Below are 22,406 nucleotides of genomic sequence, written 5' to 3' on the forward strand. Positions count from 1 at the left end.
GGGCCACGGACCGTACACACAGGGCAGCGGGGTCGGACCGGACCGCGCCACGGATCAGGCGGCGACGGCGGACAACTCCTCGACCGGCTCCGGCTCCGCCGCCGGTGCGGGGCGGTGGCCCGGGATCAGCAGTGCCACGAGCGCGGCGAGCGCCACAAAACCGGCGCCGATCCAGACCGCCGAAACGGTCCCGTCCGTGAAGGACTGCGCGGAGCCGTAACCGCCCTGCGCGGAGAAGACCGAGGCGAGCACCGCGACCCCGAGGGCGCCGCCGACCTCACGCAGGGCGTTGTTGGCTCCGGAGGCGATGCCCTGCTCGGCGGGCCGGACGCTCGACATGACGAGGCTGGCGGCCGGCGCGAAGTAGAGCGCCATGCCGACACCGCCGATCATCAGGGCGGGCAGCTGCGCGGTGTACGAGGCGTCGGGGGCGATGACCATGGCGAAGAGGGCCAGCCCGACGGCCTGGAGCGCGAGACCGGTCACGACGACCGGGCGCCCGCCGAACCGGTCGGAGAGATACCCGGCAATCGGAGCGACCAGCATCGGCATGCCGGTCCAGGGCAGCATCCGCAGCCCGGCCTGGGTCGGCGAGTAGCCCAGCACGCCCTGGAGGTACTGGCTGAGCAGGAAGATCGATCCGAACATCCCGAGGAACATCAGCAGGCCGGCCATGTTGATCCCGAAGAACCCGCGGTTGCGGAAGAGCCGCATCGGCAGCATCGGGTTCTTCGCCCGGAAGCCGTGGCGGACGAAACCGCCCATCAGTGCGGAACCCGCGATCAGTCCGGTGAGGACCGTGGCGCTGGTCCAGCCGTCCGCGTTGGCGTTGACCAGCCCGTAGACGATGCCGAAGAGACCTCCGCTGACGAGGAGCGTGCCGGGGATGTCGAGCCGGGCGTTCGGGGCGTACGACTCCGCCAGGCGCAGCCGGGCCAGCGGCAGCAGGACCAGGCCGACCGGCACGTTCAGCCAGAAGATCCACTGCCAGGAGATGTGCTCGGTCAGGCTGCCGCCGATCAGCGGACCACTGGCCACGGCGAGTCCGGTGACGGCGCTGAAGATCCCGAGGGCCATGCCGCGGCGGGCGGCCGGCACGGCGGCCGTGAGCAGGGTGAGTGTCAGCGGCATCATGATCGCCGCGCCGATGCCCTGGACGACCCGGAAGGCGATCAGCTCGTTGATGCCGGACGACAGGGCCGCCGCGGCGGAGGCGCCGGTGAAGACGGTGAGCCCGGCGAGGAAGAGCCGCCGTCGCCCGAACCGGTCGCCGAGAGCGGCGCCGAGCATCAGCAGAACGGCGAAGGTCAGGGTGTACGCGTTCACCGTCCACTCGAGCTCCGCCAGCTCCCCGCCAAGACTCTTGCGGATGGAGGGCAGGGCGGTGGTGACGACGAGATTGTCGAGGGCCGCCATGAAACCGGCCACGCTGGTGATGACGAGGGCCCAGACCGCTCCTGAGCGACCTGTCGTGTGCTGATTCACTGCTCCCCCTGGGGGTTAGTTATTAATGACTAACTTTGCTTGGCAGAAAACCGGGCCGAACCCGGGTCGCACTGTTCGGACGGCCGGCCGCGCTCAGGCCCTCAACTGCGCCGAGGGGTAGAAGCCGGACCAGACGCGGCTGTTGGCCGGGAAACCGAGCGAGGCTAGGGTGTTGGCGAGCATGCCGTACGCGAGGAAGATCGTGGTCTCGCCGAGATCGGCTCCGAGCGCGAGGTGAACCTCGTCCCACATCTGCAGCCAGCCGGCCCGCGCCGACTCGCCGAACTCGTGGTCCCCGGAGGCCTCGGCCGCCGCGATCGCCGCATATATCTGCATCTGCATCAGCAGTTTGTCGGGGTCGTCGACGATGAGGCGCTGATACGCCGCCGCCATGGCGTGGAGCGCCTCCTGGCCCTCCAGGCCCTCACTGGCCTCGGCGAAGACCTTCCGGGTGTCCGCCAGACAGCGGTCGGAGGCGGCGAGGAACATGGCCTGCTTGCTGGGGAAGAGACGGAAGAGATACGGCTGCGAGACGCCGACCCGCTTGGCGATCGCCTCCGTGGACGTGGCGTTGTACCCACCGCGGGCGAACTCGGTGATCGCCGCGCGGATGACGCTCTCGCGCCGCTCCTCTGCACTCATCCTGACCATGCAGCTAAGTTAGTACTCAATCACTAACTTGGTCAAGCGGTACGGGACAGCCGCTCCGAAAGATGACGCGAGGGCCTCGCGAGTACGAGTACGGGCGAGGGGCACCCCCCAGCGGAGAGTGCCCCTCACTCATGAGCGTGGCTCGACAACGGCTCAGGCGAGCCGCACAACGGCGCGGGACATCCCCAGCACCTTCTTGCCCTCGCTCATCACCGTCAGGTCCACCCGCACCTGCTTGTCGTCCAGCAGGGCCGCCACCTTGGCACCGACCTCGATCAGCGCACCCTTGTCGTCGTTCGGCACGACGACCGGCTTGGTGAACCGCACCCCGTACTCCACGACCGCACCCGGGTCGCCGACCCAGTCCGTGACCACCCGGATCGCCTCAGCCATGGTGAACATGCCGTGCGCGATCACATCCGGCAGCCCGACCTCGAGGGCGAACTTCTCGTTCCAGTGGATCGGGTTGAAGTCACCGGAGGCGCCCGCGTACTGCACCAGCATCGCGCGGGTCACCCGGAAGGACTGCGCCGGCAGCTCCGTACCGACCTCGACCGATGCGTAACTCACCTTCGCCGTCATCACGCCTCCTCGGCGGCGCGCGCCACCAGCTTCGTCCACGCGGTCACGACATGCTCGCCGGCCTCGTCATGGACCTCACCACGGATGTCGAGAATGTCGTTGCCCGCCATGGACTTGACGCCCTCGATCGTCGAAGTGACCGTCAGTCGGTCCCCCGCCCGCACTGGACGCGCGTACACGAACTTCTGGTCACCATGCACCACACGGCTGTAGTCCAGGCCCAGCTGCGGGTCCTGCACCACCTGCCCCGCAGCCTTGAACGTGATGGAGAAGACAAAAGTGGGCGGCGCGATCACATCGGAATGCCCGAGCGCCCGGGCGGCCGCCGGATCGACGTACGCGGGATTGGTGTCTCCCACCGCCTCGGCAAACTCACGGATCTTCTCCCGGCCGACCTCGTACGGCGCGGTGGGCGGATAGGTCCGCCCGACGAAGGACTGGTCGAGCGCCATGGGCTCGCTACCTCCTGATGAAAGACGAAAAGGCCGATGAACAACCCTGTACGGGACAGTCCTATACAACGACACGAGGCCGCCCCCAGTGGGGGCGGCCTCGTGTACGAGCCTGATTCAGCGCGTTTCGCGGTGCGCAGTGTGCGAGTTGCAGCGCGGGCAGTGCTTCTTCATCTCAAGACGGTCCGGGTTGTTACGCCGATTCTTCTTGGTGATGTAGTTCCGCTCCTTGCACTCCACGCAGGCCAGCGTGATCTTCGGGCGGACGTCGGTGGCAGCCACGTGAGTGCTCCTTGGACGGACGGATGAACGGATGAACGCAAAAAAGAGTAGCCGATCGAAGGACCGACCCCACAATCGGCTACCGTAAGTAGCGGTGACCGGACTTGAACCGGTGACACAGCGATTATGAGCCGCTTGCTCTACCGACTGAGCTACACCGCTTTGATGACGGATCCCCCCGCCGTGAGGCGGGGTTCTCCGATCACCAGAGCCCCAATACGGAATCGAACCGTAGACCTTCTCCTTACCATGGAGACGCTCTACCGACTGAGCTATTGGGGCGAGCGATGAAGACATTACACGGTCCTCCGCCGATCGCCCAAATCCGTTTCGGAGCCCGCCGCCGCAGTGATGACCGGCCCTGCCCCGATCCCCCGACCGACCCCCGATCCACGACCGGCGGACGACCCGGCCGGGAGCCCGGCCGGCGGCCGGAACCGCCGCCTGATCAGCACGTGACCGGCAACCCGACCAGCGCCGCGAGCCATGCCCAGCCGGCCTCGGAACAGCCACCGCGCCGACCCCTCCCACCCGCCGCGCACACCTCACGAGGCCACACCGGTACGACTATTTCCCTCCTCCTCGAACCGGGACGTACACGCCCCTAGGCTCGATTCACTCTGCGTGATCTTGTAACCCTCCCAGGAGCGCGATGCCCGACAGCCGGCCGCGGCAGCCCGACGACCACGCCGCCGACGCCGCCACCGAAGCCAACGCCCTGATCCTGTGCGGCGCCCGGCTCACCGACGGCCGCATCGTCGACGTACGGCTCGGCCGCGGCCGCATCGAGGCCGTCGGCACCACGGGCAGCCTGACCGCCCTCGGCCCTCGCGTCGACCTGCGCGGCTATCTCCTGCTCCCCGCCCCGGCGGAACCCCACGCCCACAGCGACACCGCACTCACCGTCGACAGCACCGGCCCCGACAGCTCCGGACCCGCGTCGCACCACCCCGAGGACATCCAGCGCCGCGCCACCGAAGCCGCTCTGCTGCAACTCGGCCACGGCGCCACCGCCCTGCGCTCACACGTACGGATCGGGGACGTCACCGGACTCGCCGGCCTCGAAGCAGTACTCCAGGCACGCCGCTTCCTGCACGGACTCACCGAACTGACCCCGGTCGCCGTACCCCGTCTGCTCACCGGAATCGCAGGCGCCGACAGCCTCGCCATGCTGCGCGACGCGGTGAAAACAGGAGCCGGCGTGATCGGCGGCTGCCCCGAGCTCGACCCCGACCCGGCCGGATACACCGAAGCCGTCCTGGAGATCGCCGCCGAACACCACTGCCCCGTCGATCTGCACATGGACGGCGACGACCCCGCCCGCCTCGCCCGGCTCGCCGCCATGGCCGCCGGACACCGGCCCGGCGTCTCCATAGGCCCCTGCGCCGGCCTCGACCGGCTCCCCCCGGAAACCGCGGCTCGCGCCGCCGATCGGCTCGCCGCCGCCGAAGTGACCGTGATCTGCCTCCCCCAGGGCGGCTGCTGCGGCACCGAACGCAGGGGCACCGCGCCCGTACGCCTGCTGCGCGCCGCCGGCGTGCGTACAGCGGCAGGCAGCGGGGCACTGCGCGACGTCGCGAACCCCGTGGGCCGCGGAGACCCGCTGGAGGCCGCCTACCTGCTCGCCTCCCAGAGCGGCCTACGCCCCGAGGACGCGTACGACGCCGTCTCCACGGCCGCCAGGAAGGCCATGGGGCTGCCCGAGATCCGCGTCGAGGCAGGCTTCCCCGCCGAACTCCTCGCCGTACGCGGCGAACATCTCTCCGGCGCGCTCTCGCTCGCGTACAGCCGGATCGTCGTGCACCGCGGACGCGTGGTGGCCCGCACCAGCGCGGTCCGCGAGTACTGCGACTCCGAGACCGTCGTCGCACTCGATCTGCCCCGCCAGGCCCGCCCCGAACCCGGGCCGGGCGGCGGGTCCTGAGCGGGGCGGCGCGCCGCGGCGTACGGTCGTGACTATGCGCATTGTCATCGCAGGTGGACATGGTCAGATCGCGCTGCGGCTGGAGCGGCTGCTCGCTGCGCGCGGAGATGAAGCGGTCGGCATCATCCGCAACCCGGGACAGGGCGAGGACCTCCGGTCGGCAGGCGCCGAACCGGTCGTCCTGGACCTCGAATCGGCCTCCGTGGACGAAGTGGCCGAGGTGCTGCGCGGCGCCGACGCGGCAGTCTTCGCGGCCGGCGCGGGCCCGAACAGCGGTACGGCCCGCAAGGACACGGTGGACCGCGGTGCGGCAGTGCTGTTCGCGGACGCGGCGGAACGGGCGGGCGTACGACGCTGCATCGTGGTCTCCTCCATGGGTGCCGATCCGGACCACCCGGGCGACGAGGTCTTCGACGTGTACCTGCGGGCCAAGGGCGCCGCCGACGCTTACGTACGCTCCAGGACCGCACTCGACTGGACGATCCTGCGCCCCGGAATGCTCACCGACGACGCGGGCAAGGGGCAGGTTCTGCTGGCAGCCTCGACGGGGCGCGGAACGGTACCGCGCGACGACGTGGCGGCGACGCTGCTGGAACTGCTGGACACCCCGGCGACAGCGGGACTGACCCTGGAACTGATCTCGGGGAACGTGCCGTTGGCGGTGGCGATGAAGGATGTCGCGGGGAACTGAACGGGGCGACGGGGGAGAAATACAGAGCCCTGAACGCCCCCTCCTCCGCTCTCCCCCGCCCTCCCTCGTACGACGCATCTTCGGCCGAACGGGTGACCATCAGCCGCCCGCGTCGTTGATCCTCCCGACGGCTCGTAAGTTCCGCCGGGAGGAGGGCCCATGCGTCGCTCAACAGCTCTGATCCGCACAGCCCCTGCCGGGTCGCGCGCGGCCTCCGCGAGGACTCCGGCGAACAGCTGACCGGACGCCAACTCGCGCAACGGGTGGGCCGGCTGAGCAGCCTCGTCGCCGGCATCGGACAGGCGACGATCGCCGCGCACTGGGACCGGACGTCACTGACGGCGCTCACCGCGGACGAGACCCCCAGTGGCAAAAAACCGTCCGCCCAGGGCTGCACCGCCTGCCGCCGGCTGTGGAGCCCGCGCTTCCCCCTTCCCCGGCTGCGCGCCGGGGCGGAGGACACCGTTCGGCGGGGGCCAGTCCCGGGCTGAAGCTCCACCAGGCCGGCAGGCGGCGAATGCGGCACCCCGGTCTCCGGCCAGTCGGCTGGAGACCCTCTTCCGCTCCCACCGGACCGGACTGCGCGCCACCGGATCCCCACGGGGCCGGGCCGGCTCGGCGCAGCGTGGAACGCTCGGAGCGAACAGGGCGGGCGTCGCTGCTAGCAGCGGTTCGAACCACGGTAGGACTGTTCGTGAAAGGGGCAGAAAATGACTGAGCCCCTGACCATTTGTGCTGGTCAGGGGCTCTGTTCGAGTGGCGGCGCCAGGGTTCGAACCTGGGTAGGCTGAGCCGGCAGATTTACAGTCTGCTCCCTTTGGCCACTCGGGCACACCGCCTCGAACGACTCCTTGGAACTCCGTTGAGCGGGGCTCCTTGGCGACGACGTAAACGATACCTGATGACCTGGGGTGCTCCGCCACCTGATTGATCAGTACTCGTGGCGGTGGGCGATGGCTAGGCTTTACGTCGTACCCCACAAGCATTCGACGCAAGGAGCCACACGTCATGGCCGACTCCAGTTTCGACATCGTCTCGAAGGTCGAGCGGCAGGAGGTCGACAACGCCCTCAACCAGGCCGCCAAGGAGATCTCGCAGCGCTACGACTTCAAGGGCACGGGCGCCTCGATCTCCTGGTCCGGCGAGAAGATCCTCATGGAGGCGAACGGCGAGGAGCGGGTCAAGGCGATCCTCGACATCTTCCAGTCCAAGCTGATCAAGCGGGGCATCTCGCTCAAGTCGCTGGACGCGGGCGAGCCGCAGCTGTCCGGCAAGGAGTACAAGATCTTCGCCACGATCGAGGAAGGCATCTCCCAGGAGAACGCCAAGAAGGTGGCGAAGATCATTCGCGATGAGGGTCCGAAGGGCGTCAAGGCGCAGGTCCAGGGCGACGAGCTGCGGGTCAGCTCGAAGAGCCGGGACGACCTGCAGGCCGTGCAGGCGCTGCTGAAGGGCCAGGACTTCGACTTCGCCGTGCAGTTCGTGAACTACCGGTAGGTCCGTCTTCCGGTCGTCCGTCCGGGCGCGGGTGGGGCAGGCCGGGGGTGCGCACCGGCCCGCCTCGCACCCCATCGGATGTGATGTCCGAATACCGCCGGTCGCGGGTGGCGGGCGGTCGCAGACTTGTCCGTACGGAACGGCGATGCGGGTGATTCGTCGCCCTGTACGGAGAGGAGAGAGACCGGCCATGACCATGTACGCGATCGTCGACAGCCCACTGGGTGAACTGCTGCTGGTCGGCGAGGAATCACCGGCCGCGGCCGGCGGTGTGGCGCTCGCCTCGCTCTCCCTGCCGGGCCAGAAAGGCGCCGAGGTCGTCCAGGACGGGTGGGTCCATGCGCCGGAGGTCTTCGCCGGGATCGCCGCGCAGCTGAGGGCGTATTTCGAAGGGCGGCTGACCCGCTTCGACATCGCGTACGCGGAGGGTCGGGGCACGGAGTTCCAGCGACGGGTGTGGGGCGCGCTGGACACCATCCCGTACGGGGAGACGGTGTCCTACGGGCAGATCGCCGAGCGGATCGGCGCACCCGGGGCGGGTGTGCGGGCCGTGGGGACGGCGATCGGCCGCAATCCGCTGCTGGTCGTGCGCCCGTGCCACCGGGTGATCGGTGCGGACGGGGCCCTGCGGGGTTACGCGGGCGAGCTGGAGTGCAAGGAGCGGCTTCTGGGGCTGGAAGGCGCTCTGACCGCGCGCTGAGCGGCTGCGTACGGATGGGCGGTGGGCGACATGGCGGGTCTCTTCCCGAGGTCGCGGGCTGTCGTGGCGCCGGGTGCCGTGCATGTGCCGGAGTGGTTGCCGGTGGAGCGCCAGCGGATGCTGGTCGAGGCCTGCCGGGAGTGGGCGCGGGGGCCGGTGCCCCTGCGGCACACGGTGTTGCCGGGCGGAGGGGTGATGTCCGTCCAGACGGTCTGTGTGGGGTGGCACTGGCAGCCGTACCGGTATTCGCGGACGGCGGATGATGTGAACGGGGCGCGGGTCGCCGATTTTCCGGACTGGCTGGCGGAGTTGGGGCGGGCAGCGCTGGTCGAGGCGTACGGGGAGGAGAGTCCGGTCGGGACGTACGCGCCGGACACCGCGCTGATCAATTTTTATGACGGCGCGGCAAGGATGGGCATGCACCAGGACAAGGAGGAGCGGTCCGGTGCGCCGGTGGTCTCGCTCAGCATCGGTGATACGTGTGTCTTCCGCTTCGGCAACACGCAGGACCGCGGACGGCCTTATACGGATGTGGAGTTGGCTTCCGGTGACCTGTTCGTCTTCGGTGGCGAGTCACGCTTCGCGTTCCACGGTGTGCCGAAAGTCTGTCCGGGGACGGCCGATCCCGCGACAGGCATGAGCAGGGGCCGGCTCAATCTGACCCTGCGCGAGACCGGGTTGGGTATCTGAGGCGCGGACGGGATGTCAGTGCCGGTCCCGGGAGTTCCCGAAGAGCAGCCGGTAGGCGATGAGCAGTACCAGCGAGCCGCCGATGGCCGAAATCCATGTCGCGGTGTCGTAGAAGTTCTTGGATATGGGGTGGTCGAGGAAGCGTGAGGAGATCCAGCCACCGATGAAGGCGCCGGCGACCCCGATGAGGGTGGTGCCGACCAGCCCGCCCGGGTCGCGGCCCGGGAGCAGCACCTTGGCAATGACTCCGGCAAGCAGTCCGAGAATGATCCAACCGATAATGGTCATGCTGCCGAACCTACCCTTCACTTGGCTGTGGAATCCAAGACGTCGGGTGGGCGTGGACGGTTGCTGGTCGAGCGGGATGCGCGTCAGCTCACAGCCTGTTCATATGCGGGTGTTGTAGTCCGGCCAGGGCTGCAGGTCCATTGCTTCGTCGTCGGCGTCCTCCCCGTACCAGCCCGCTCCGTCCAGCCATGTGCGCAGCCAGGTGGCAAGATCGGGCTGGTCGATGTACCAGGCGTGCTGCGGTTCGTCGGCGTTCGGCTCGAAGAGCAGGACGGTGGTGCGGTCGGTGCGGCAGTCCACGCAGCTGTACATGCCGCAACCCAGGGTGCATATCGGCAGTACGCCTTCCGGCCAGGGCCACTGCCCTTCCTCGCTCGCGGATCTGCGGTGGGCGAGGTACTGCTCGACGGCGGAGTGCTCGCCGTCGGGGGCGGGGCTGCCGGTGAGGGGCAGCAGACCGTATTCCGGGCCGAAGCCGCCGTTGGCGATCCGGGTGTAGAGGGCAGTCAGCAGTGGCGGCAGCGCGAAGCCGAGGGCCGCTTCGGCCTGGACGATGTCCTGGGTGGACAGAGCTGCCGGGAGGGGGTACCTCTCCCACCGTGGGGTGGTGTGCGCTGTCTTCTCCACGGCCGTCAGCAACTGCTCGGTGTCGTTCATGGGTTCATGGTGGAGGACGGCACTGACATTCAGGCGAGCCCTCTTCGGTTCCGGGACCGATACTGGCTTTGAACAGCCCTGACAGGCGAAACGTGCGGAAGGCTAGTGATCATGAAGCTCGTACAGCTGATCCTGAACGTCTTGTGGGTGGTCTTCTGTGGGTTCTGGATGGCCCTTGGCTACCTGCTCGCTGCGATCATCTGCTTCGTCCTGATCGTGACGATCCCGTTCGGTATCGCCTCGCTGAGAATCGCCGGCTACGTGCTGTGGCCATTCGGGCGGACCACCGTGGAGCGGCCCGACGCGGGTGCGCCCTCGTGCGTCGGTAACGTGATCTGGCTCGTCTTCGCCGGGTGGTGGCTCGCACTGGGGCACCTGATCACAAGCATCCCGCTGTTTGTGTCGATCATAGGAATCCCGTTCGGCTGGGCAAACCTGAAGATGATCCCCATCTCGCTCATGCCGCTGGGCCGAGAGGTGGTCACGACCGACGAAGCGTTCGGAGCCCGCTAGGAGGATGCTGTCGTCGTTCCCCGGTAGGGGATGCGGCTCAATGGCGGCACGGGGGAAGACAATACGTACGCGAGGACCAGCAACCGACTGACGGGGTGCGGCTGTCTGGCCGAACCGGCGATCGGCGTGCTCGCTGTGTTCGGCTTCCCTCTGTGGATTTTCTTCGGTCTGTTCTTCTCCGACGTCCACCAGGGGCGTCCGCACGGATCGTCCTCACGGGCGATGACCTGCCATTTGCTCAAGTCGGGCAATGCGCTCCGCCATCGGCGGGTGCGTGGAGAACATCTTGGACATGCCTTGGCCGGGGCGGAAGGGGTTCGCGATCATCATGTGGCTCGCGGTCTCGATCCTCGGCTCGGGGGGCAGGGGGAGCTGTTTCGTTCCTGCGTCCAGTTTGCGCAGGGCACTGGCGAGGGCCAGGGGGTCGCCGGTCAGTTGGGCGCCCGAGGCGTCTGCCTCGTATTCGCGGGAGCGGCTGACGGCGAGTTGGATGACGCTCGCGGCGAGCGGGCCGAGGATCATGATCAGCAGCATGCCGAGGATGCCGGGGCCTTCGTCGTCGTTGGACCGGCCGCCCGGAATCAGCCATGCGAAGTTGACCAGGAACATGACGACGGAGGCGAGTGCTCCGGCGACTGACGAGATCAGGATGTCGCGGTTGTAGACATGGCTGAGTTCGTGGCCGATGACGCCTCGCAGTTCGCGTTCGTCCAGAATCTGCAGGATGCCTTCGGTGCAGCACACGGCCGCGTTGCGCGGGTTGCGGCCGGTGGCGAAGGCGTTGGGTGCCTGGGTCGGGGAGATGTAGAGCCGTGGCATGGGTTGGCGGGCCGCGGTGGAGAGTTCGCGGACCATGCGGTAGAGCTGTGGCGCCTCGAATTCGCTGACCGGGCGGGCCCGCATGGCCCGTAGGGCGAGTTTGTCGCTGTTCCAGTAGGCGTAGGCGTTGGTGCCGACGGCTACGAAGAGCGCGACGATCAGGCCTGTACGTCCGAAGAAACTGCCGATGACGATGATGAGTGCGGACAGGCCCCCGAGGAGTACGGCGGTTCTCAGCCCGTTGTGCCGGCGGTGCACGGTACGCCCTCCAAGTGGTGCAGCAGGGGAACCCTTGCTGGGTGGTGCTCCACTCCCCAGTGGAGCCTCCCGTACTGGTCAACGCCAGGCGAGGAGAGCTAGTTCCCTTGTGCGTGCGGCCGGAGGGCGGGGCCTGTCCGGCTGTTCGGGCCGGAGCAGGCACTGGGCCGTACGGGTGTCGCGGTGTCGGTGCGGGCGGCTGCGGGGGTGGGTCAGCGCTGGGCGGGGATTCCGGCGAGCGCGAGGGCCTCGGGGTCGGGCTTGATCTCGCTGGTGCAGTGGGCGCAGCGGGAGGCGATGGCCGGGACGGCCGTGTAGCAGCGGGGGCAGTCGCGCAGGGCGGCCTTGATGTCGACCTTCTCCTCGGCCTTGGCTGTGAAGCGGCTCTGGACCTTCGCCATGGGGACGACGACGCAGAAGTAGAGGACGGCGGCGGTGATCAGGAAAGCGATGGAGGCACTGACGAACAGGCCGTAGGGGAAATTCACGCCCTCGACCTGGAAGGTGGCCTTGCTGAAGTCTCCGGTGCCTCGGGTGATGACTCCGATCAGCGGCACGATGAATGCGTTGCTGAATCCTGTGACGACTGCGGTGAACGCGGCTCCGACGGCGAGTCCGACCGCCATGGAGATCACGTTTCCGCGCAGGATGAAGTCCTTGAACCCGTTCAGCACTGCCCTGGCTCCTCTTTTGTGTGTACGTATGCGTGGTGTGCGGGCATGACCCTGCCCTGTGCGGTCCGGCCGGGGCAAGCCGATCTTGGGCAGGGTCGGTGCGTGGTCAGAAGAGGTTGACTGCGGCGAACCTGAGCACGAGCTGCGGGGCTCCGGAGAGCACGATGCCGACGGCGGCGGTGAGGGCGATCGCGGCGGTGAGGGACGCCGGTGCGGTCACGCGCAGGGTGGGTGCCGTGCCCTCTGTGCCTGCTGGGGCCGCCGCCTCGGGCTCTTCCGGTCCGCGGAAGAGTACCGCTGTCCACTGGAGGTAGTAGTAGAGCGCGATCACGACGTTGACGGCCATGACGACCGCGAGCCAGCCGAGGCCTGCGTCAACGGCGGCGGAGAAGACCGTGACCTTGGCGAAGAGGCCGACGATGCCTGGCGGCAGTCCGGCGAGGCAGAGCAGGAAGAAGGCCATGGCGAGGGCGGCGAGGGGGCGGGTGGCGTACAGGCCGCGGTAGTCGGAGAGACGGTTGTCCAGGCTTGTGCGGGAGACGAGGGCGACCACCGCGAAGGCACCGAGGTTCACGACGGCGTACATGAGGGCGTAGGCGACGGTGGAGCCGATCTGGTCGTCGCTGGAGTACGCGGCGGAGGCGATCGGCACCAGGAGGTAGCCGGCCTGGGCGACGGACGACCAGGCGAGCAGGCGTACGGCGCTGCGGGCGCGGGTGGCTGTCTGGCGGAGGGCGGCGACGTTGCCGATGGTCATGGTGAGTGCGGCGACGACGGCGAGTGCGGGTCCCCAGACGTCGGCGTACGACGGGAATCCGATCACGGTGACGAGGATGAGCCCGGAGAAGCCGACTGCCTTGCCGACGACCGAGAGGTAGGCGGCGACGGGGAGCGGGGCGCCGATGTAGGTGTCGGGGACCCAGAAGTGGAAGGGTGCGGCGGCTGTCTTGAAGGCAAAGCCGACGAGGGTGAGGGCGACGCCCGCCTGGGCGAGGGTGTCGAGCTGACCTGGGACGTTGCCGAGGCGGGTGGCGAGTTCCGTGAGGTGGAGGGTGCCGGTTGCCGCGTACACGAAGCTGACGCCGAGGAGCGTGACGGCGGTCGCGACGACCGAGGAGAGGAAGAACTTCAGGGCTGACTCGGAGGAGCGCCGGTCGCCGCGCTTGATGCCGACGAGGGCGAAGGCGGGCAGGGAGGCGACTTCGAGGGCGACGACGAGGGTGGCGAGGTCGCGGGCGGCGGGCAGGAGTGCGGCGCCGGCCGCGGAGGACAGCAGCAGGAACCAGAACTCGCCCGCGGGGAGCTTGCGGATGTCGCCGAGGGAGAGCAGTGCGGTGAGAAGCGCGCCGCCGAGGACGAGGAACTGGATGACCAGGGCGAAGTGGTCGGCCGTGTAGCTGCAGGCCGTGCCGGTGCCGGTGGTGAGGCAGAAGGTGGAGCGGTCGCCGCCGCGCAGCGGGACGAGGAAGGCGAGTGCGGCAACGAGTCCGGCGATGGTCGCCCAGCCGAGCAGCGGCTTGCGCTCCCGGGGGAGGAAGAGGTCGGCGACGAGGATGATCAGGGCGACCGTCGCGACGACGACGGGGGGCGCGATGGCGAGCCAGTCGACGGACTGGACGAGGCTGGTGGTCTCGGCCGCTGTGGTCACGACTTGCCTCCTGCGAGGAGCTTCTGCACGGCCGGGTCGGTGAGGCCGAGGAGGACGGCGGGCCACAAGCCGGCGAGGACGGTGAGGGCGGCGAGCGGGGTCCAGGCCGCGAATTCGTACGTCTGAATGTCGGCGATGCGGTGCGGCTCCTCGCGCTTCTCGCCCATGCAAACGCGGCGTACGACGATGAGCATGTACGCGGCGGTGAGCAGGGTGCCGAACGCGCCGATCGACATGAAGGTGAGGAAGGCGGGGCGGCTGAGGCCGCCGGCCGGGTCGAAGGCGCCGAACAGGGCGAGCATCTCGCCCCAGAATCCGGCGAGGCCGGGCAGGCCGAGCGAGGCGACCGCGGCGAAGGCGAGGAGACCGCCGAGGCGGGGGGCGCGGCCGTAGAGGGCGGCCCCGGTGGCGCCGGAGAGGGTGTCGAGCTCGGCGGTGCCGTAGCGGTCCTTGACTGCGCCGACCAGGAAGAACAGCAGGCCGGTGATGAGGCCGTGGGCGATGTTGGCGAAGAGCGCGCCGTTGACGCCGGTGGGGGTCATGCTCGCGATGCCGAGGAGCACGAAGCCCATGTGGCCGACGGAGGAGTACGCGATCAGGCGCTTGAGGTCGCCCTTGGAGCCGGGGCGGGCGAGCGCGAGGCAGGCGAGGGATCCGTAGACGATGCCGACGACGGCGAAGGCGGCGAGGTAGGGCGCGAAGGTCTGCATCCCGTCGGGGGTGATGGGGAGCAGGATGCGGACGAATCCGTACGTGCCCATCTTCAGCAGGACGCCCGCGAGGAGCACCGAGCCGACGGTCGGGGCGGCGGTGTGGGCGTCCGGGAGCCAGCTGTGCAGCGGCCACATCGGGGTCTTGATCGCGAGTCCGACGCCGACGGCGAGAACGGCGATGACCTGCACGGACGAGGTGAGCCCACGGCCGTTGTCAGTGGCGAGTGCCACCATGTCGAAGGTGCCGCTCGTCAGTCCGATGAGGAGCAGGCCCAGCAGCATGATCACTGAGCCGAGCAGTGTGTAGAGGATGAACTTCCAGGCGGCGGCCTGCTTCTGTGCGCCGCCCCAGCGGGCGATGAGGAAGTACATCGGGATGAGGACCATCTCGAATGCCAGGAAGAACAGCAGCAGGTCGAGGACGGCGAAGGTCGCAAGGGTGCCGGACTCGAGGACGAGGACGAGCGCGACGAAGGCCTTCGGGGAGGGGCCCTCGGGCATTTTGAAGTAGCTGTAGAGCGCGCAGAGGAAGGTCAGCAGCGCGGTCATGACGAGAAGGGGGAGCGAGATGCCGTCGATGCCGAGGTGGATGCGGACGTCGAGCGCCGGGATCCAGCTGATGTCGGTGGTGGCCTGCATTTTCGACGGGTGGGCGTGGTCGAAGCCGAGGGCCAGGACGATCGCGGCGATGAGGATCGCGCCGGTGACGGTCACGCCGTGGCGGAGCACGGCCTGGTCGGGGCTCTTTCCCTTCAGCCCGGGCGGGGCGGGCAGGAGAGCGGCGGCGGCGCCGATGAGCGGGCCGACGACGATGAACGCGAGAAGGAACTGCATCACGGATTCGCTGATATCGATCACGGCTCACGACCCGGCGTTGATGTGGGCAAAAACGACGGCGGCGATCGCCAGGACAAGGGAACCGGCGAGCAGTGCGCTGAGGTAGGTCTGCACGTTGCCGGTCTGGGCGCGGCGGACGGCGGCGCCGAGCCAGCGTGCGCCGGTGCCGGCGCCGCGTACGTAGGTGTCGACGACCTCGCGGTCCAGGAAGCCGACGAGGCTCGCCGCGGCCTGAACGGGGCGGACGAACAGCGTCGTGTAGAGGGCGTCCAGGTGGAAGCCGGTGGCGGCGTGGCGGTGGAGCGGGCCGAGCAGGAGCCGTCCGGGGTCGGCCGGGTCGGGGGTGCCCGGGGTGTCGCCGTATCCGGCGGTGTGGTGGGTCATGGCCTCGGCCTCGATGAGTGCGGGTTCGGCGTCGGGGTGGGCGACGACGACACCGGCGGGGGTGCGGGCGGCGAGGGCCGTGGTGTGGCGCCAGGCGCCGTAGGTGACGAGGCCGCCGACGAGGCCGACGCCGGTGGAGAGGACAGCGGTGGTCATGGACGGGGTGAGGCTGTGGCCGTCGAACCAGTCGGTGATCACACCGACGGTGAGTCCGAAGCCGATGGTGGGGATGGCGAGGACCCAGAGGACGGCGGTCATCGCGACAGGCTGCCTGCCGTGGTCGGGGGCCTCGGCTCCGCGGCCGCGGAAGGCGAGGAGCCAGAGGCGGGTGGCGTACGCCGCGGTGAGGACGGCGGCGAGCAGTCCGGCGACGAGGACGGTCCAGCCGGCGGCGGCCGGCGCGACGTGGCGTTCGCCCAGGGCGGTGTGTTCGGCGGCGACGAGGATGGCTTCCTTGGAGAAGAAGCCGGCGAACGGCGGGATGGCGGCGAGCGCGAGGAGGGCGACGGTCATCGTCCAGTAGGCGTCCGGGATGCGCTTCGCCAGGCCGCCCATGCGGGACATGGCGGTGAGCGAGTTGGTCCCGGCGGCGTGGATGACCACGCCGGCCGCGAGGAAGAGGACGGCTTTGAACGCGCCGTGCGAGAGGAGATGGAAGACGGCGGCGCCGCGGTCACCGACAGCCAGGGCGCCGGACATGTAGCCGAGCTGGCCGATGGTCGAGTAGGCGAGGACCCGCTTGATGTCGTCCTGGGCGAGCGCGGCGAGTCCCGACCCGATCATCGTGACCGCCGCCATGACGGCGAGGACGACGAGGGCGGCGCCGGATTCGGCGAAGACGGGGAGGAGCCGGGCCACGAAGTAGATGCCGGCGGCGACCATCGTCGCGGCATGGATCAGCGCGGAGACCGGGGTCGGGCCGGCCATCGCGTCGGGCAGCCAGGTGTGCAGGGGGAACTGCGCGGACTTGCCCGCGACGCCCGCGAGGAGCAGCAGGGCGATGAGAGTGGGGTGGTCGAGCCCGCCGTGCGCGACGGCGCCGAGGATGCCGGTGATCCGGAACGTGCCGGTGTCGGCGGCAAGCGCGAACAGGCCGATCAGGAAGGGGACGTCGCCGAGCTTGGTGACCAGGAACGCCTTGAGGGAGGCGGCGCGGGCTTCGGGTGTCTCCCAGTAGTGGCCGACGAGGAAGTACGAGCAGATGCCCATGACTTCCCAGCCGACCAGCAGCACCATCAGGTCGCCGGAGTAGACGACGAGCAGCATCGCGGAGGTGAACAGCGAGACGAGGGCCGCGTACGAGGGGTAGCGGGGGTCGTGGCGCAGATAGGCGGTCGAGTAGATCTGCACGCAGGTCGCGACGAGACCGACCAGGACGGCGACGAGGACCGCGAAGCCGTCGAGGTGGAGGGCGAGGTCGATCGGGACCGAGCCGGTGGGTGTGAGCCGGGTCGACGCGTCGATGGCCGGGCCGCCGCCCTGGCGTGCGGCGACGACGACGGCGATCACGGCCGCGGCGAGGGTGGGGAGGATCGCGAGGGGGCGTACGTATCCGGGGGCGGTGCGGCCGAGGAGCAGGCCGGTGGCTGCGCCCAGGAACGGAAGGAGGGGAACGAGGACGGCGAGGGTCGTGGTGGTCACGCGGTGGCCTCTGCCTTCTTTGCCTTCCCTGCCGCAGCAGTGGCCTGGTCTTCGGTGCCGGTGGTGTCGTCCTCGTCGCCGGGGAGGGATTCCGCGGCGTCGGTCTCGGCGGTGTCGCGGAGGCGGTCGACGTCCGAGCTACCTCGGTTGCGGTGGACGGCGAGGACGATCGCGAGGCCGATGCCGATCTCGGCTGCGGCGATGGCGATGGTGAAGAGGGTGAGGGCCTGGCCGGAGTGCAGGGCGTCGCGGAACCAGACGTCGAAGGCGACGAGGTTGAGGTTGACGGCGTTGAGCATCAGCTCGACGGACATCAGGACCAGGATCGCGTTGCGGCGTGCGAGTACTCCGTACAGCCCGGTGCAGAAGAGGAGGGCGGCGAGCACGGCGGGGTAGGCGAGGTGCATCAGCTCTGCTCCTTACTGCGCTTGCGGGACAGGACGATCGCGCCGACGAGGGCGGCGAGCAGCAGGACGGAGAGTGCTTCGAAGGGCAATACCCAGTGCCGGAAGAGGAAGGCGCCGGTGGCTTCGGTGGATCCGTGGGCCGGTCCGTCCAGGTCGATCCAGGTGGCGCGGAAGGCGTCCACGACGACCCAGACAAGGGTGGCCGCGGCGGCGACCGCGACAGCGAGGGCGGCCCAGCGGTTTTCGGAGTCGGCGTCCGGGGAGCGGCCGATGGGGGCCTTGGTGAGCATCAGCCCGAAGAGAAGGAGGACGACGACGGAACCGACGTAGATCAGTACCTGTACCCAGGCGATGAACTCCGCGGTCAGCAGGAGGTACTCGACGGCGAGGCCGCCGAGCGCCACGACCAGCCAGAGGGCGGCGTGCACCAGCTGCTTGGTCGTGACGGTGATGAGGGCTGCGCCGAGGGTGGCGATGCCGACCAGGACGAAGGCGATCTCGATGCCGGTCGGGGAGAGGAAACCGGGGTGGGCCGCGGCGGCTGCGAGGGTCACTCCTTTCCTTCCTCTTCTTCCTGCTGCGGGGCTTGCTGGGCTTGCTGGGCTTGCTGGGCTTGCTGGGCTTGCTGGGCTTGCTGGGCTTCTTGGGCTTCTTGCGCGCGCTGGGCTTCGAGTTTCTCTGCCGTCTTGCGGGCGGCGGCGATCTCCTTCGGCTCCTCCGCACCCGGGTCGAGTGCGGGCGGCTCGGGCACCGTCCACATCCACTCGCGGAGCTTGTCCCGCTCATGGGTGAGTTCGAGGATGTCGGTCTCCGCGTACTCGAACTCCGGCGACCAGAACAGCGCGTCGAAAGGACAGACCTCGATGCAGATACCGCAGTACATGCAGAGGGAGAAGTCGATGGCGAAGCGGTCGAGGACATTGCGGCTGCGTTCGCGGCCACCCGGTGCGGCGGCGGGCACCGTCTCCTTGTGGGAGTCGATGTAGATGCACCAGTCCGGGCACTCACGGGCGCAGAGCATGCAGACCGTGCAGTTCTCCTCGAACAGCCCGATGACGCCGCGGGAGCGCGGCGGGAGTTCGGGCTGGACGTCGGGGTACTGGGCGGTGACCGACTTCTTCGTCATCGTCCGCAGGGTGACGGCCAGGCCCTTGGCGAGGCCGGAGCCGGGGATCGGAGGCATTAGCTGATCGCCACCTTCACGATGCCGGTGAGCGCGATCTGCGCGAGAGCGAGCGGGATGAGCATGGTCCAGGCGAGCTTCTGCAGCTGGTCCTCGCGGAGGCGGGGGTAACTCACCCGCAGCCAGATGACGACGAAGGCGAGGACCGCGATCTTGAGGAGCGTCCAGACCCAGCCGAGTCCGTCGGCGCCGAGCGGGCCGTGCCAGCCGCCGAGGAAGAGGACGGTGGTCAGTGCGCACAGGACGACGATGCCCGCGTACTCGGCGAGCAGGAACAGGGCGAAGCGGAGGCCGGTGTACTCGGTGTACGCACCGAAGATGATCTCCGAGTCGGCGACCGGCATGTCGAACGGCGGGCGCTGCAGTTCGGCGAGTCCGGCCACGAAGAAGACCAGGGCACCGACGATTTGCCACGGCAGCCACCACCACTCGAAGGCGTTGACGATGCCGGGAAGGGAGACGGTGCCTGCGGCCATCGCGACAGAGGCTGCGGCGAGCAGCATCGGAAGTTCGTACGCGAGGAGCTGGGCGGCGGTGCGGAGGCCGCCGAGGAGGGAGAACTTGTTGGCCGATGCCCAGCCCGCCATGAGTGAGCCGAGCACTCCCACGCCCATGACGGCGAGGACGAAGAAGATGCCCGCGTCGACCACCTGGCCGACCGCGCCCTCGCTCGGGCCGATCGGAATGGCGACGAGTACGAGGAGGTACGGGAGGAGGGCGACGGCGGGGGCGAGCTGGAAGATGCGGCGGTCGGCCTCGGCCGGGACGACGTCTTCCTTCTGCGCGAACTTCACGCCGTCGGCAACGAGCTGGGCCCAGCCGTGGAAACCGCCCGCGTACATCGGGCCCAGGCGGCCCTGCATGTGGGCCATCACCTTGTGTTCGGTCTGGCCCACGACGAGGGGGACGACCATGAACACCCCGAAGACGATGATGAGCCGGAGGGCGACGTCGAGTACGTCGTTCACGCGGTATCGCCTCCGGCGGGGTGGTCAGGGGTTTCGGGGGTTTCGGTGGTTTCGGGGGTTTCGGTGGTTTCGGGGGTGGCCGCGGGTTCGGTGCCTTCGGGGGTGGGGCCGCTGCGCGGGGCCTCTCCCCTGTCCGCCCCTTCCCGAACCGGGGGCTCCGCCTCCGGGCCGCCGCTCCTCGGACGCCGGATGGGCTGGGAGGTGTCCGGTTGGGGGGTCGGGTCGAAGGCGGGGCGGGCGTGGTGCCAGGGCGCGTCCGCGCCGCGGGACCTGGGTGCCTGCTCCGGGGCTGCCGCCTCCGGCGTCGGTCCCGAGGGCGCGGTCTCCGAGGGCGCGGTCTCCGAGGGGGCCGTCCCCGGCGCTGCCGACGGGGAGGTGGTCGAGTCCGTCGCCGCAGTGCCCGACGCGTCGGACTTCGGCGTGGCCGCCGAAGCCGCCGCTTCCGTCACTGCCGGCGCCTGCTCCACCGGCGCCCCCTGCTGGCTCGCCGAGCCCTGGGACGCGCTGCGGGTGCGGCGCTCAGTCGCGGTCGGGGTGGTGGCCCGCGGCGTGGTCCCGGTGCCCGCGGCGGCCGGGGCTGCCGGCTCGGGCTGCTGGCTTGCCGAGCCCTCGCTCACGCTGCGGGCCCTGCGCACGGGGCGGTCGCCCGCGGGGCGGGCTGCTCGGGCCGGGCGGGCCGGGGCAGGCGGGAGCTGGCCCTTGAGGGGGCCCCATTCGTTCGGGTCGGGCACGCCCGGCGGCAGCATCGTGCGCCGCTTGGGGCCGCCGTGCTCGGATTCGCCCGGTTCCTTGGCGCCCGGCCATGCTTTGGCGACCCTTGCTGCCAGGACGAAGTCCTTGCGCAGCGGGTGGCCCTCGAAGCCATCGGGGAGAAGAAGGGGGACCAGGTGCGGGTGACCCTCGAAGCCGATGCCGAACATTTCGTGGGTCTCGCGCTCGTGCCAGGCAGCGCCTGCGTAGACGTGCGTGGCGGTCGGCAGGACCGCGGCGTCGTGCGGAACGGTCGTACGGAGCAGGAGCCGACGGACCTTGCCCACCGCCGGGGCGGCGACATGGGCGCAGACACGGAAACCGGTGCCGGGTTCGTCGACTGCGCTCAGCCAGTCGAAATAGGTGCAGCCCAGCAGGGAGCGGGCCGTTTCGAGGGCGGTGGTCCAGGCGGCCGGCGGGACGTCGACGGTCAGCAGGTCGTAGGCGTACTCCGCCGTGGCGTCCTCGCCGAAGAGTTCGGTGACGGCTTCCGGCAGGCGGTCGTAGGCCTGCGCTGTTTCCGGATCGGTCACTTCCGCTCCTCCCCCGGGGCCGGCGGGGCGGCGACCAGGCCGCTGCGGAGTGCGGCGGTGGAGGGGCGGCTGCCGCCGGTCGCGTACCGCTCGCCCAGCGACTCGCGGGCGATCTTCTCCTGGAGCTTGAGGATGCCCTGGAGCAGGGCTTCCGGGCGCGGCGGGCAGCCCGGTACGTACACGTCGACGGGGATGATCTGGTCGACGCCCTTGGTCACGGAGTACGAGTCCCAGTACGGGCCGCCGCAGTTGGAGCAGGCGCCGAAGGAGATGACGTACTTGGGCTCGGGCATCTGCTCGTACAGCCGCTTGATGGCCGGGGCCATCTTGTCCGTCACCGTGCCGGAAACGACCATGAGGTCGGCCTGGCGGGGCCCCGGTGCGAACGGGATCACGCCGAGGCGGATGAAGTCGTGCCGGGCCATGGAGGCGGCGATGAATTCGATGGCGCAGCAGGCGAGCCCGAAGTTGAAGACCCAGAGGCTGTAGCGGCGGCCCCAGTTCAGAACCACCTTCATGGGCTCGGGTGCAAGCCGGGAGAGCACGCCGAGCCGTTTCGGTTCGGGCAGCAGCGTCGGTTCGGGCCGGTGCTGCGGCTCGGGGGTCTGCGGGCTCGTCACGTCCATTCGAGGACGCCCTTCTTCCATGCGTAGAGCAGTCCCACGGCGAGGAAACCGAGGAAGATGAACATTTCCACCAGTGTGGTCGCGCCGTATCCAGGTGCTGCAAATACGGTCGCCCACGGGAACAAGAAGATCGAGTCGACAGCGAAGATCACATAGAGGAATGCGTAGACGTAGTAGCGGACCTGGGTGTGCGCCCAGCCCTCGCCGACGGGGTCCACGCCGCATTCGTAGGTGAGGAGCTTCTCCGGTGTCGGCACCACGGGGCGCAGCAGCCGGCCCGCTCCGAAGGCGACGGCGACGAACAGCACGCCGATCACGGCGAGCAGTCCGACGACCGAATAGCTCTGGAAGTAGTCCGTCGCGAGAACGGTCGATTCCGGCAGGTCCGCCACGTAGGCCACGTCCGCCCCTCCGCTCCCTCATATCTGTTCGACGTCTGTACGCACGGGAGTCTAGGCCCTGCTAAAGAAGTGGTAAGCAGCCGCGTCGGGCAAGGGGTGGGGTTATCCCTACTTCGCCCCGCCCATGAACCCCATGGCGTGCGCGGGCCCGG

The 22,406-nt window shown here is 69.3% G+C and carries 26 protein-coding genes and 3 tRNA genes; 7 read left to right on the plus strand and 22 right to left on the minus strand.

The genetic code is table 11. The features are described 5' to 3' along the window. Positions 1–54 precede the first annotated feature (54 nt). The 7 genes from AB0915_RS05760 to AB0915_RS05790 form a co-directional block, all read right to left on the minus strand. Positions 55–1,485, minus strand: coding sequence for a DHA2 family efflux MFS transporter permease subunit (locus AB0915_RS05760; protein WP_366689862.1), 1,431 nt, complete (start codon positions 1,483–1,485; stop codon positions 55–57). Between the two features lie 93 nt (positions 1,486–1,578). Further along, entirely contained in the window at positions 1,579–2,127 is a 549-nt protein-coding gene (locus AB0915_RS05765; RefSeq protein ID WP_366689863.1) for a helix-turn-helix domain-containing protein, read from the minus strand. 162 nt (positions 2,128–2,289) lie between these two features. After that, on the minus strand, positions 2,290–2,718 hold the full coding sequence (locus tag AB0915_RS05770; protein ID WP_366689864.1) for a MaoC family dehydratase: 429 nt from the start codon (positions 2,716–2,718) through the stop codon (positions 2,290–2,292). Beyond that, on the minus strand, positions 2,718–3,170 hold the full coding sequence (locus AB0915_RS05775; RefSeq protein ID WP_366133233.1) for a MaoC family dehydratase N-terminal domain-containing protein: 453 nt from the start codon (positions 3,168–3,170) through the stop codon (positions 2,718–2,720). The genes AB0915_RS05770 and AB0915_RS05775 overlap by 1 nt, the downstream gene beginning before the upstream one ends. A 117-nt stretch (positions 3,171–3,287) precedes the next feature. Then, positions 3,288–3,452: a 50S ribosomal protein L33 gene (gene rpmG, locus AB0915_RS05780; RefSeq protein WP_003956487.1), complete on the minus strand. Its 165-nt coding sequence runs from the start codon at positions 3,450–3,452 to the stop codon at positions 3,288–3,290. Positions 3,453–3,541: 89 nt separating this feature from the next. Next, positions 3,542–3,614: transfer RNA gene (locus AB0915_RS05785), tRNA-Met, on the minus strand. 47 nt (positions 3,615–3,661) lie between these two features. Continuing rightward, positions 3,662–3,734 (minus strand) — tRNA-Thr (locus AB0915_RS05790). Between the two features lie 370 nt (positions 3,735–4,104). Here AB0915_RS05790 and AB0915_RS05795 point away from each other — a divergent pair. From AB0915_RS05795 to AB0915_RS05805, 3 genes are all read left to right on the plus strand, one after another. Continuing rightward, a complete protein-coding gene (locus AB0915_RS05795; RefSeq protein WP_366689865.1) occupies positions 4,105–5,376 on the plus strand; it encodes an amidohydrolase family protein in 1,272 nt (423 codons plus the stop codon). Between the two features lie 34 nt (positions 5,377–5,410). Continuing rightward, complete coding sequence (locus AB0915_RS05800) at positions 5,411–6,067, plus strand: SDR family oxidoreductase (protein WP_366689866.1); 657 nt, start codon at positions 5,411–5,413, stop codon at positions 6,065–6,067. 263 nt (positions 6,068–6,330) lie between these two features. Further along, a complete protein-coding gene (locus AB0915_RS05805) occupies positions 6,331–6,558 on the plus strand; it encodes a hypothetical protein (RefSeq protein WP_366689867.1) in 228 nt (75 codons plus the stop codon). A 266-nt stretch (positions 6,559–6,824) separates the two neighbouring features. On the opposite strand, the gene AB0915_RS05810 is transcribed toward AB0915_RS05805, so the two are convergent. Then, positions 6,825–6,906: transfer RNA gene (locus AB0915_RS05810), tRNA-Tyr, on the minus strand. Positions 6,907–7,075: 169 nt separating this feature from the next. Between AB0915_RS05810 and AB0915_RS05815 the strand changes: the two genes are divergently transcribed. The 3 genes from AB0915_RS05815 to AB0915_RS05825 all read left to right on the plus strand — a co-directional run bounded on the left by AB0915_RS05815 (position 7,076) and on the right by AB0915_RS05825 (position 8,954). Further along, positions 7,076–7,564: a YajQ family cyclic di-GMP-binding protein gene (locus AB0915_RS05815; RefSeq protein ID WP_030926258.1), complete on the plus strand. Its 489-nt coding sequence runs from the start codon at positions 7,076–7,078 to the stop codon at positions 7,562–7,564. A gap of 190 nt (positions 7,565–7,754) precedes the next feature. Beyond that, a complete protein-coding gene (locus AB0915_RS05820) occupies positions 7,755–8,264 on the plus strand; it encodes a methylated-DNA--[protein]-cysteine S-methyltransferase (protein ID WP_366689868.1) in 510 nt (169 codons plus the stop codon). Positions 8,265–8,294: 30 nt separating this feature from the next. After that, entirely contained in the window at positions 8,295–8,954 is a 660-nt protein-coding gene (locus AB0915_RS05825; protein ID WP_366689897.1) for an alpha-ketoglutarate-dependent dioxygenase AlkB, read from the plus strand. Between the two features lie 15 nt (positions 8,955–8,969). On the opposite strand, the gene AB0915_RS05830 is transcribed toward AB0915_RS05825, so the two are convergent. Both AB0915_RS05830 and AB0915_RS05835 read right to left on the minus strand, forming a co-directional pair. After that, positions 8,970–9,242: a GlsB/YeaQ/YmgE family stress response membrane protein gene (locus AB0915_RS05830; RefSeq protein ID WP_037687965.1), complete on the minus strand. Its 273-nt coding sequence runs from the start codon at positions 9,240–9,242 to the stop codon at positions 8,970–8,972. Between the two features lie 99 nt (positions 9,243–9,341). Next, positions 9,342–9,899, minus strand: coding sequence for an SMI1/KNR4 family protein (locus AB0915_RS05835; RefSeq protein WP_366689869.1), 558 nt, complete (start codon positions 9,897–9,899; stop codon positions 9,342–9,344). 111 nt (positions 9,900–10,010) lie between these two features. On the opposite strand from AB0915_RS05835, the gene AB0915_RS05840 reads away from it, so the two are divergent. Continuing rightward, the gene (locus tag AB0915_RS05840; protein WP_266365332.1) at positions 10,011–10,412 is read left to right on the plus strand and encodes a YccF domain-containing protein; all 402 of its coding nucleotides are present in this window, start codon (positions 10,011–10,013) and stop codon (positions 10,410–10,412) included. 213 nt (positions 10,413–10,625) lie between these two features. Here the strand turns inward: AB0915_RS05840 and htpX are convergent, their stop codons facing one another. The 12 genes from htpX to AB0915_RS05900 form a co-directional block, all read right to left on the minus strand. Beyond that, the gene (htpX, locus tag AB0915_RS05845; protein WP_366689870.1) at positions 10,626–11,489 is read right to left on the minus strand and encodes a zinc metalloprotease HtpX; all 864 of its coding nucleotides are present in this window, start codon (positions 11,487–11,489) and stop codon (positions 10,626–10,628) included. A gap of 212 nt (positions 11,490–11,701) precedes the next feature. Continuing rightward, positions 11,702–12,163, minus strand: a complete 462-nt coding sequence (mscL, locus tag AB0915_RS05850; protein WP_366689871.1) for a large conductance mechanosensitive channel protein MscL — start codon at positions 12,161–12,163, stop codon at positions 11,702–11,704. Positions 12,164–12,269: 106 nt separating this feature from the next. Then, positions 12,270–13,811 carry an NADH-quinone oxidoreductase subunit N gene (locus AB0915_RS05855; RefSeq protein WP_366689872.1) on the minus strand — a complete coding sequence of 514 codons (1,542 nt, stop codon included), beginning with the start codon at positions 13,809–13,811 and terminating at the stop codon, positions 12,270–12,272. Beyond that, positions 13,808–15,358 (minus strand): NADH-quinone oxidoreductase subunit M, encoded by a 1,551-nt coding sequence (locus AB0915_RS05860; RefSeq protein WP_366689898.1) that lies wholly within the window; start codon positions 15,356–15,358, stop codon positions 13,808–13,810. Before AB0915_RS05860 ends, AB0915_RS05855 begins: the two co-directional genes overlap by 4 nt. Before the next feature lie 27 nt (positions 15,359–15,385). Further along, positions 15,386–17,386: an NADH-quinone oxidoreductase subunit L gene (locus tag AB0915_RS05865; protein ID WP_366689873.1), complete on the minus strand. Its 2,001-nt coding sequence runs from the start codon at positions 17,384–17,386 to the stop codon at positions 15,386–15,388. Next, positions 17,383–17,793, minus strand: coding sequence for an NADH-quinone oxidoreductase subunit NuoK (gene nuoK / locus AB0915_RS05870; protein ID WP_358856874.1), 411 nt, complete (start codon positions 17,791–17,793; stop codon positions 17,383–17,385). The genes AB0915_RS05865 and nuoK overlap by 4 nt, the downstream gene beginning before the upstream one ends. After that, positions 17,793–18,347, minus strand: coding sequence for an NADH-quinone oxidoreductase subunit J (locus AB0915_RS05875; protein ID WP_366689874.1), 555 nt, complete (start codon positions 18,345–18,347; stop codon positions 17,793–17,795). Before AB0915_RS05875 ends, nuoK begins: the two co-directional genes overlap by 1 nt. Continuing rightward, complete coding sequence (locus tag AB0915_RS05880) at positions 18,344–18,976, minus strand: NADH-quinone oxidoreductase subunit I (protein ID WP_366689875.1); 633 nt, start codon at positions 18,974–18,976, stop codon at positions 18,344–18,346. The genes AB0915_RS05875 and AB0915_RS05880 overlap by 4 nt, the downstream gene beginning before the upstream one ends. Further along, positions 18,976–19,944, minus strand: a complete 969-nt coding sequence (locus tag AB0915_RS05885; RefSeq protein WP_366689876.1) for a complex I subunit 1 family protein — start codon at positions 19,942–19,944, stop codon at positions 18,976–18,978. Before AB0915_RS05885 ends, AB0915_RS05880 begins: the two co-directional genes overlap by 1 nt. After that, positions 19,941–21,227: an NADH-quinone oxidoreductase subunit C gene (locus tag AB0915_RS05890; RefSeq protein ID WP_366689877.1), complete on the minus strand. Its 1,287-nt coding sequence runs from the start codon at positions 21,225–21,227 to the stop codon at positions 19,941–19,943. The genes AB0915_RS05885 and AB0915_RS05890 overlap by 4 nt, the downstream gene beginning before the upstream one ends. After that, entirely contained in the window at positions 21,224–21,853 is a 630-nt protein-coding gene (locus AB0915_RS05895; protein ID WP_366689878.1) for an NADH-quinone oxidoreductase subunit B family protein, read from the minus strand. Before AB0915_RS05895 ends, AB0915_RS05890 begins: the two co-directional genes overlap by 4 nt. Then, positions 21,844–22,245, minus strand: coding sequence for an NADH-quinone oxidoreductase subunit A (locus AB0915_RS05900; protein WP_358856921.1), 402 nt, complete (start codon positions 22,243–22,245; stop codon positions 21,844–21,846). Before AB0915_RS05900 ends, AB0915_RS05895 begins: the two co-directional genes overlap by 10 nt. Between the last annotated feature and the right edge of the window lie 161 nt (positions 22,246–22,406).

The organism is Streptomyces sp. NPDC048411 (assembly GCF_040704695.1).
Taxonomy (GTDB): Bacteria; Actinomycetota; Actinomycetes; order Streptomycetales; family Streptomycetaceae; genus Streptomyces.

Excerpts from the sequence above, each read along its gene's own strand:
- AB0915_RS05765 (WP_366689863.1), bottom strand. The coding sequence starts at position 2,127 with ATGAGTGCAGAGGAGCGGCGCGAGAGCGTCATCCGCGCGGCGATCACC.
- AB0915_RS05770 (WP_366689864.1), bottom strand. The coding sequence starts at position 2,718 with ATGACGGCGAAGGTGAGTTACGCATCGGTCGAGGTCGGTACGGAGCTG.
- AB0915_RS05775 (WP_366133233.1), bottom strand. The coding sequence starts at position 3,170 with ATGGCGCTCGACCAGTCCTTCGTCGGGCGGACCTATCCGCCCACCGCG.
- AB0915_RS05795 (WP_366689865.1), top strand. The coding sequence starts at position 4,105 with ATGCCCGACAGCCGGCCGCGGCAGCCCGACGACCACGCCGCCGACGCC.
- AB0915_RS05800 (WP_366689866.1), top strand. The coding sequence starts at position 5,411 with ATGCGCATTGTCATCGCAGGTGGACATGGTCAGATCGCGCTGCGGCTG.
- AB0915_RS05815 (WP_030926258.1), top strand. The coding sequence starts at position 7,076 with ATGGCCGACTCCAGTTTCGACATCGTCTCGAAGGTCGAGCGGCAGGAG.
- AB0915_RS05820 (WP_366689868.1), top strand. The coding sequence starts at position 7,755 with ATGACCATGTACGCGATCGTCGACAGCCCACTGGGTGAACTGCTGCTG.
- AB0915_RS05825 (WP_366689897.1), top strand. The coding sequence starts at position 8,295 with ATGGCGGGTCTCTTCCCGAGGTCGCGGGCTGTCGTGGCGCCGGGTGCC.
- AB0915_RS05830 (WP_037687965.1), bottom strand. The coding sequence starts at position 9,242 with ATGACCATTATCGGTTGGATCATTCTCGGACTGCTTGCCGGAGTCATT.
- AB0915_RS05835 (WP_366689869.1), bottom strand. The coding sequence starts at position 9,899 with ATGAACGACACCGAGCAGTTGCTGACGGCCGTGGAGAAGACAGCGCAC.
- AB0915_RS05840 (WP_266365332.1), top strand. The coding sequence starts at position 10,011 with ATGAAGCTCGTACAGCTGATCCTGAACGTCTTGTGGGTGGTCTTCTGT.
- AB0915_RS05860 (WP_366689898.1), bottom strand. The coding sequence starts at position 15,358 with ATGCAGTTCCTTCTCGCGTTCATCGTCGTCGGCCCGCTCATCGGCGCC.
- nuoK (WP_358856874.1), bottom strand. The coding sequence starts at position 17,793 with ATGCACCTCGCCTACCCCGCCGTGCTCGCCGCCCTCCTCTTCTGCACC.
- AB0915_RS05880 (WP_366689875.1), bottom strand. The coding sequence starts at position 18,976 with ATGCCTCCGATCCCCGGCTCCGGCCTCGCCAAGGGCCTGGCCGTCACC.
- AB0915_RS05895 (WP_366689878.1), bottom strand. The coding sequence starts at position 21,853 with ATGGACGTGACGAGCCCGCAGACCCCCGAGCCGCAGCACCGGCCCGAA.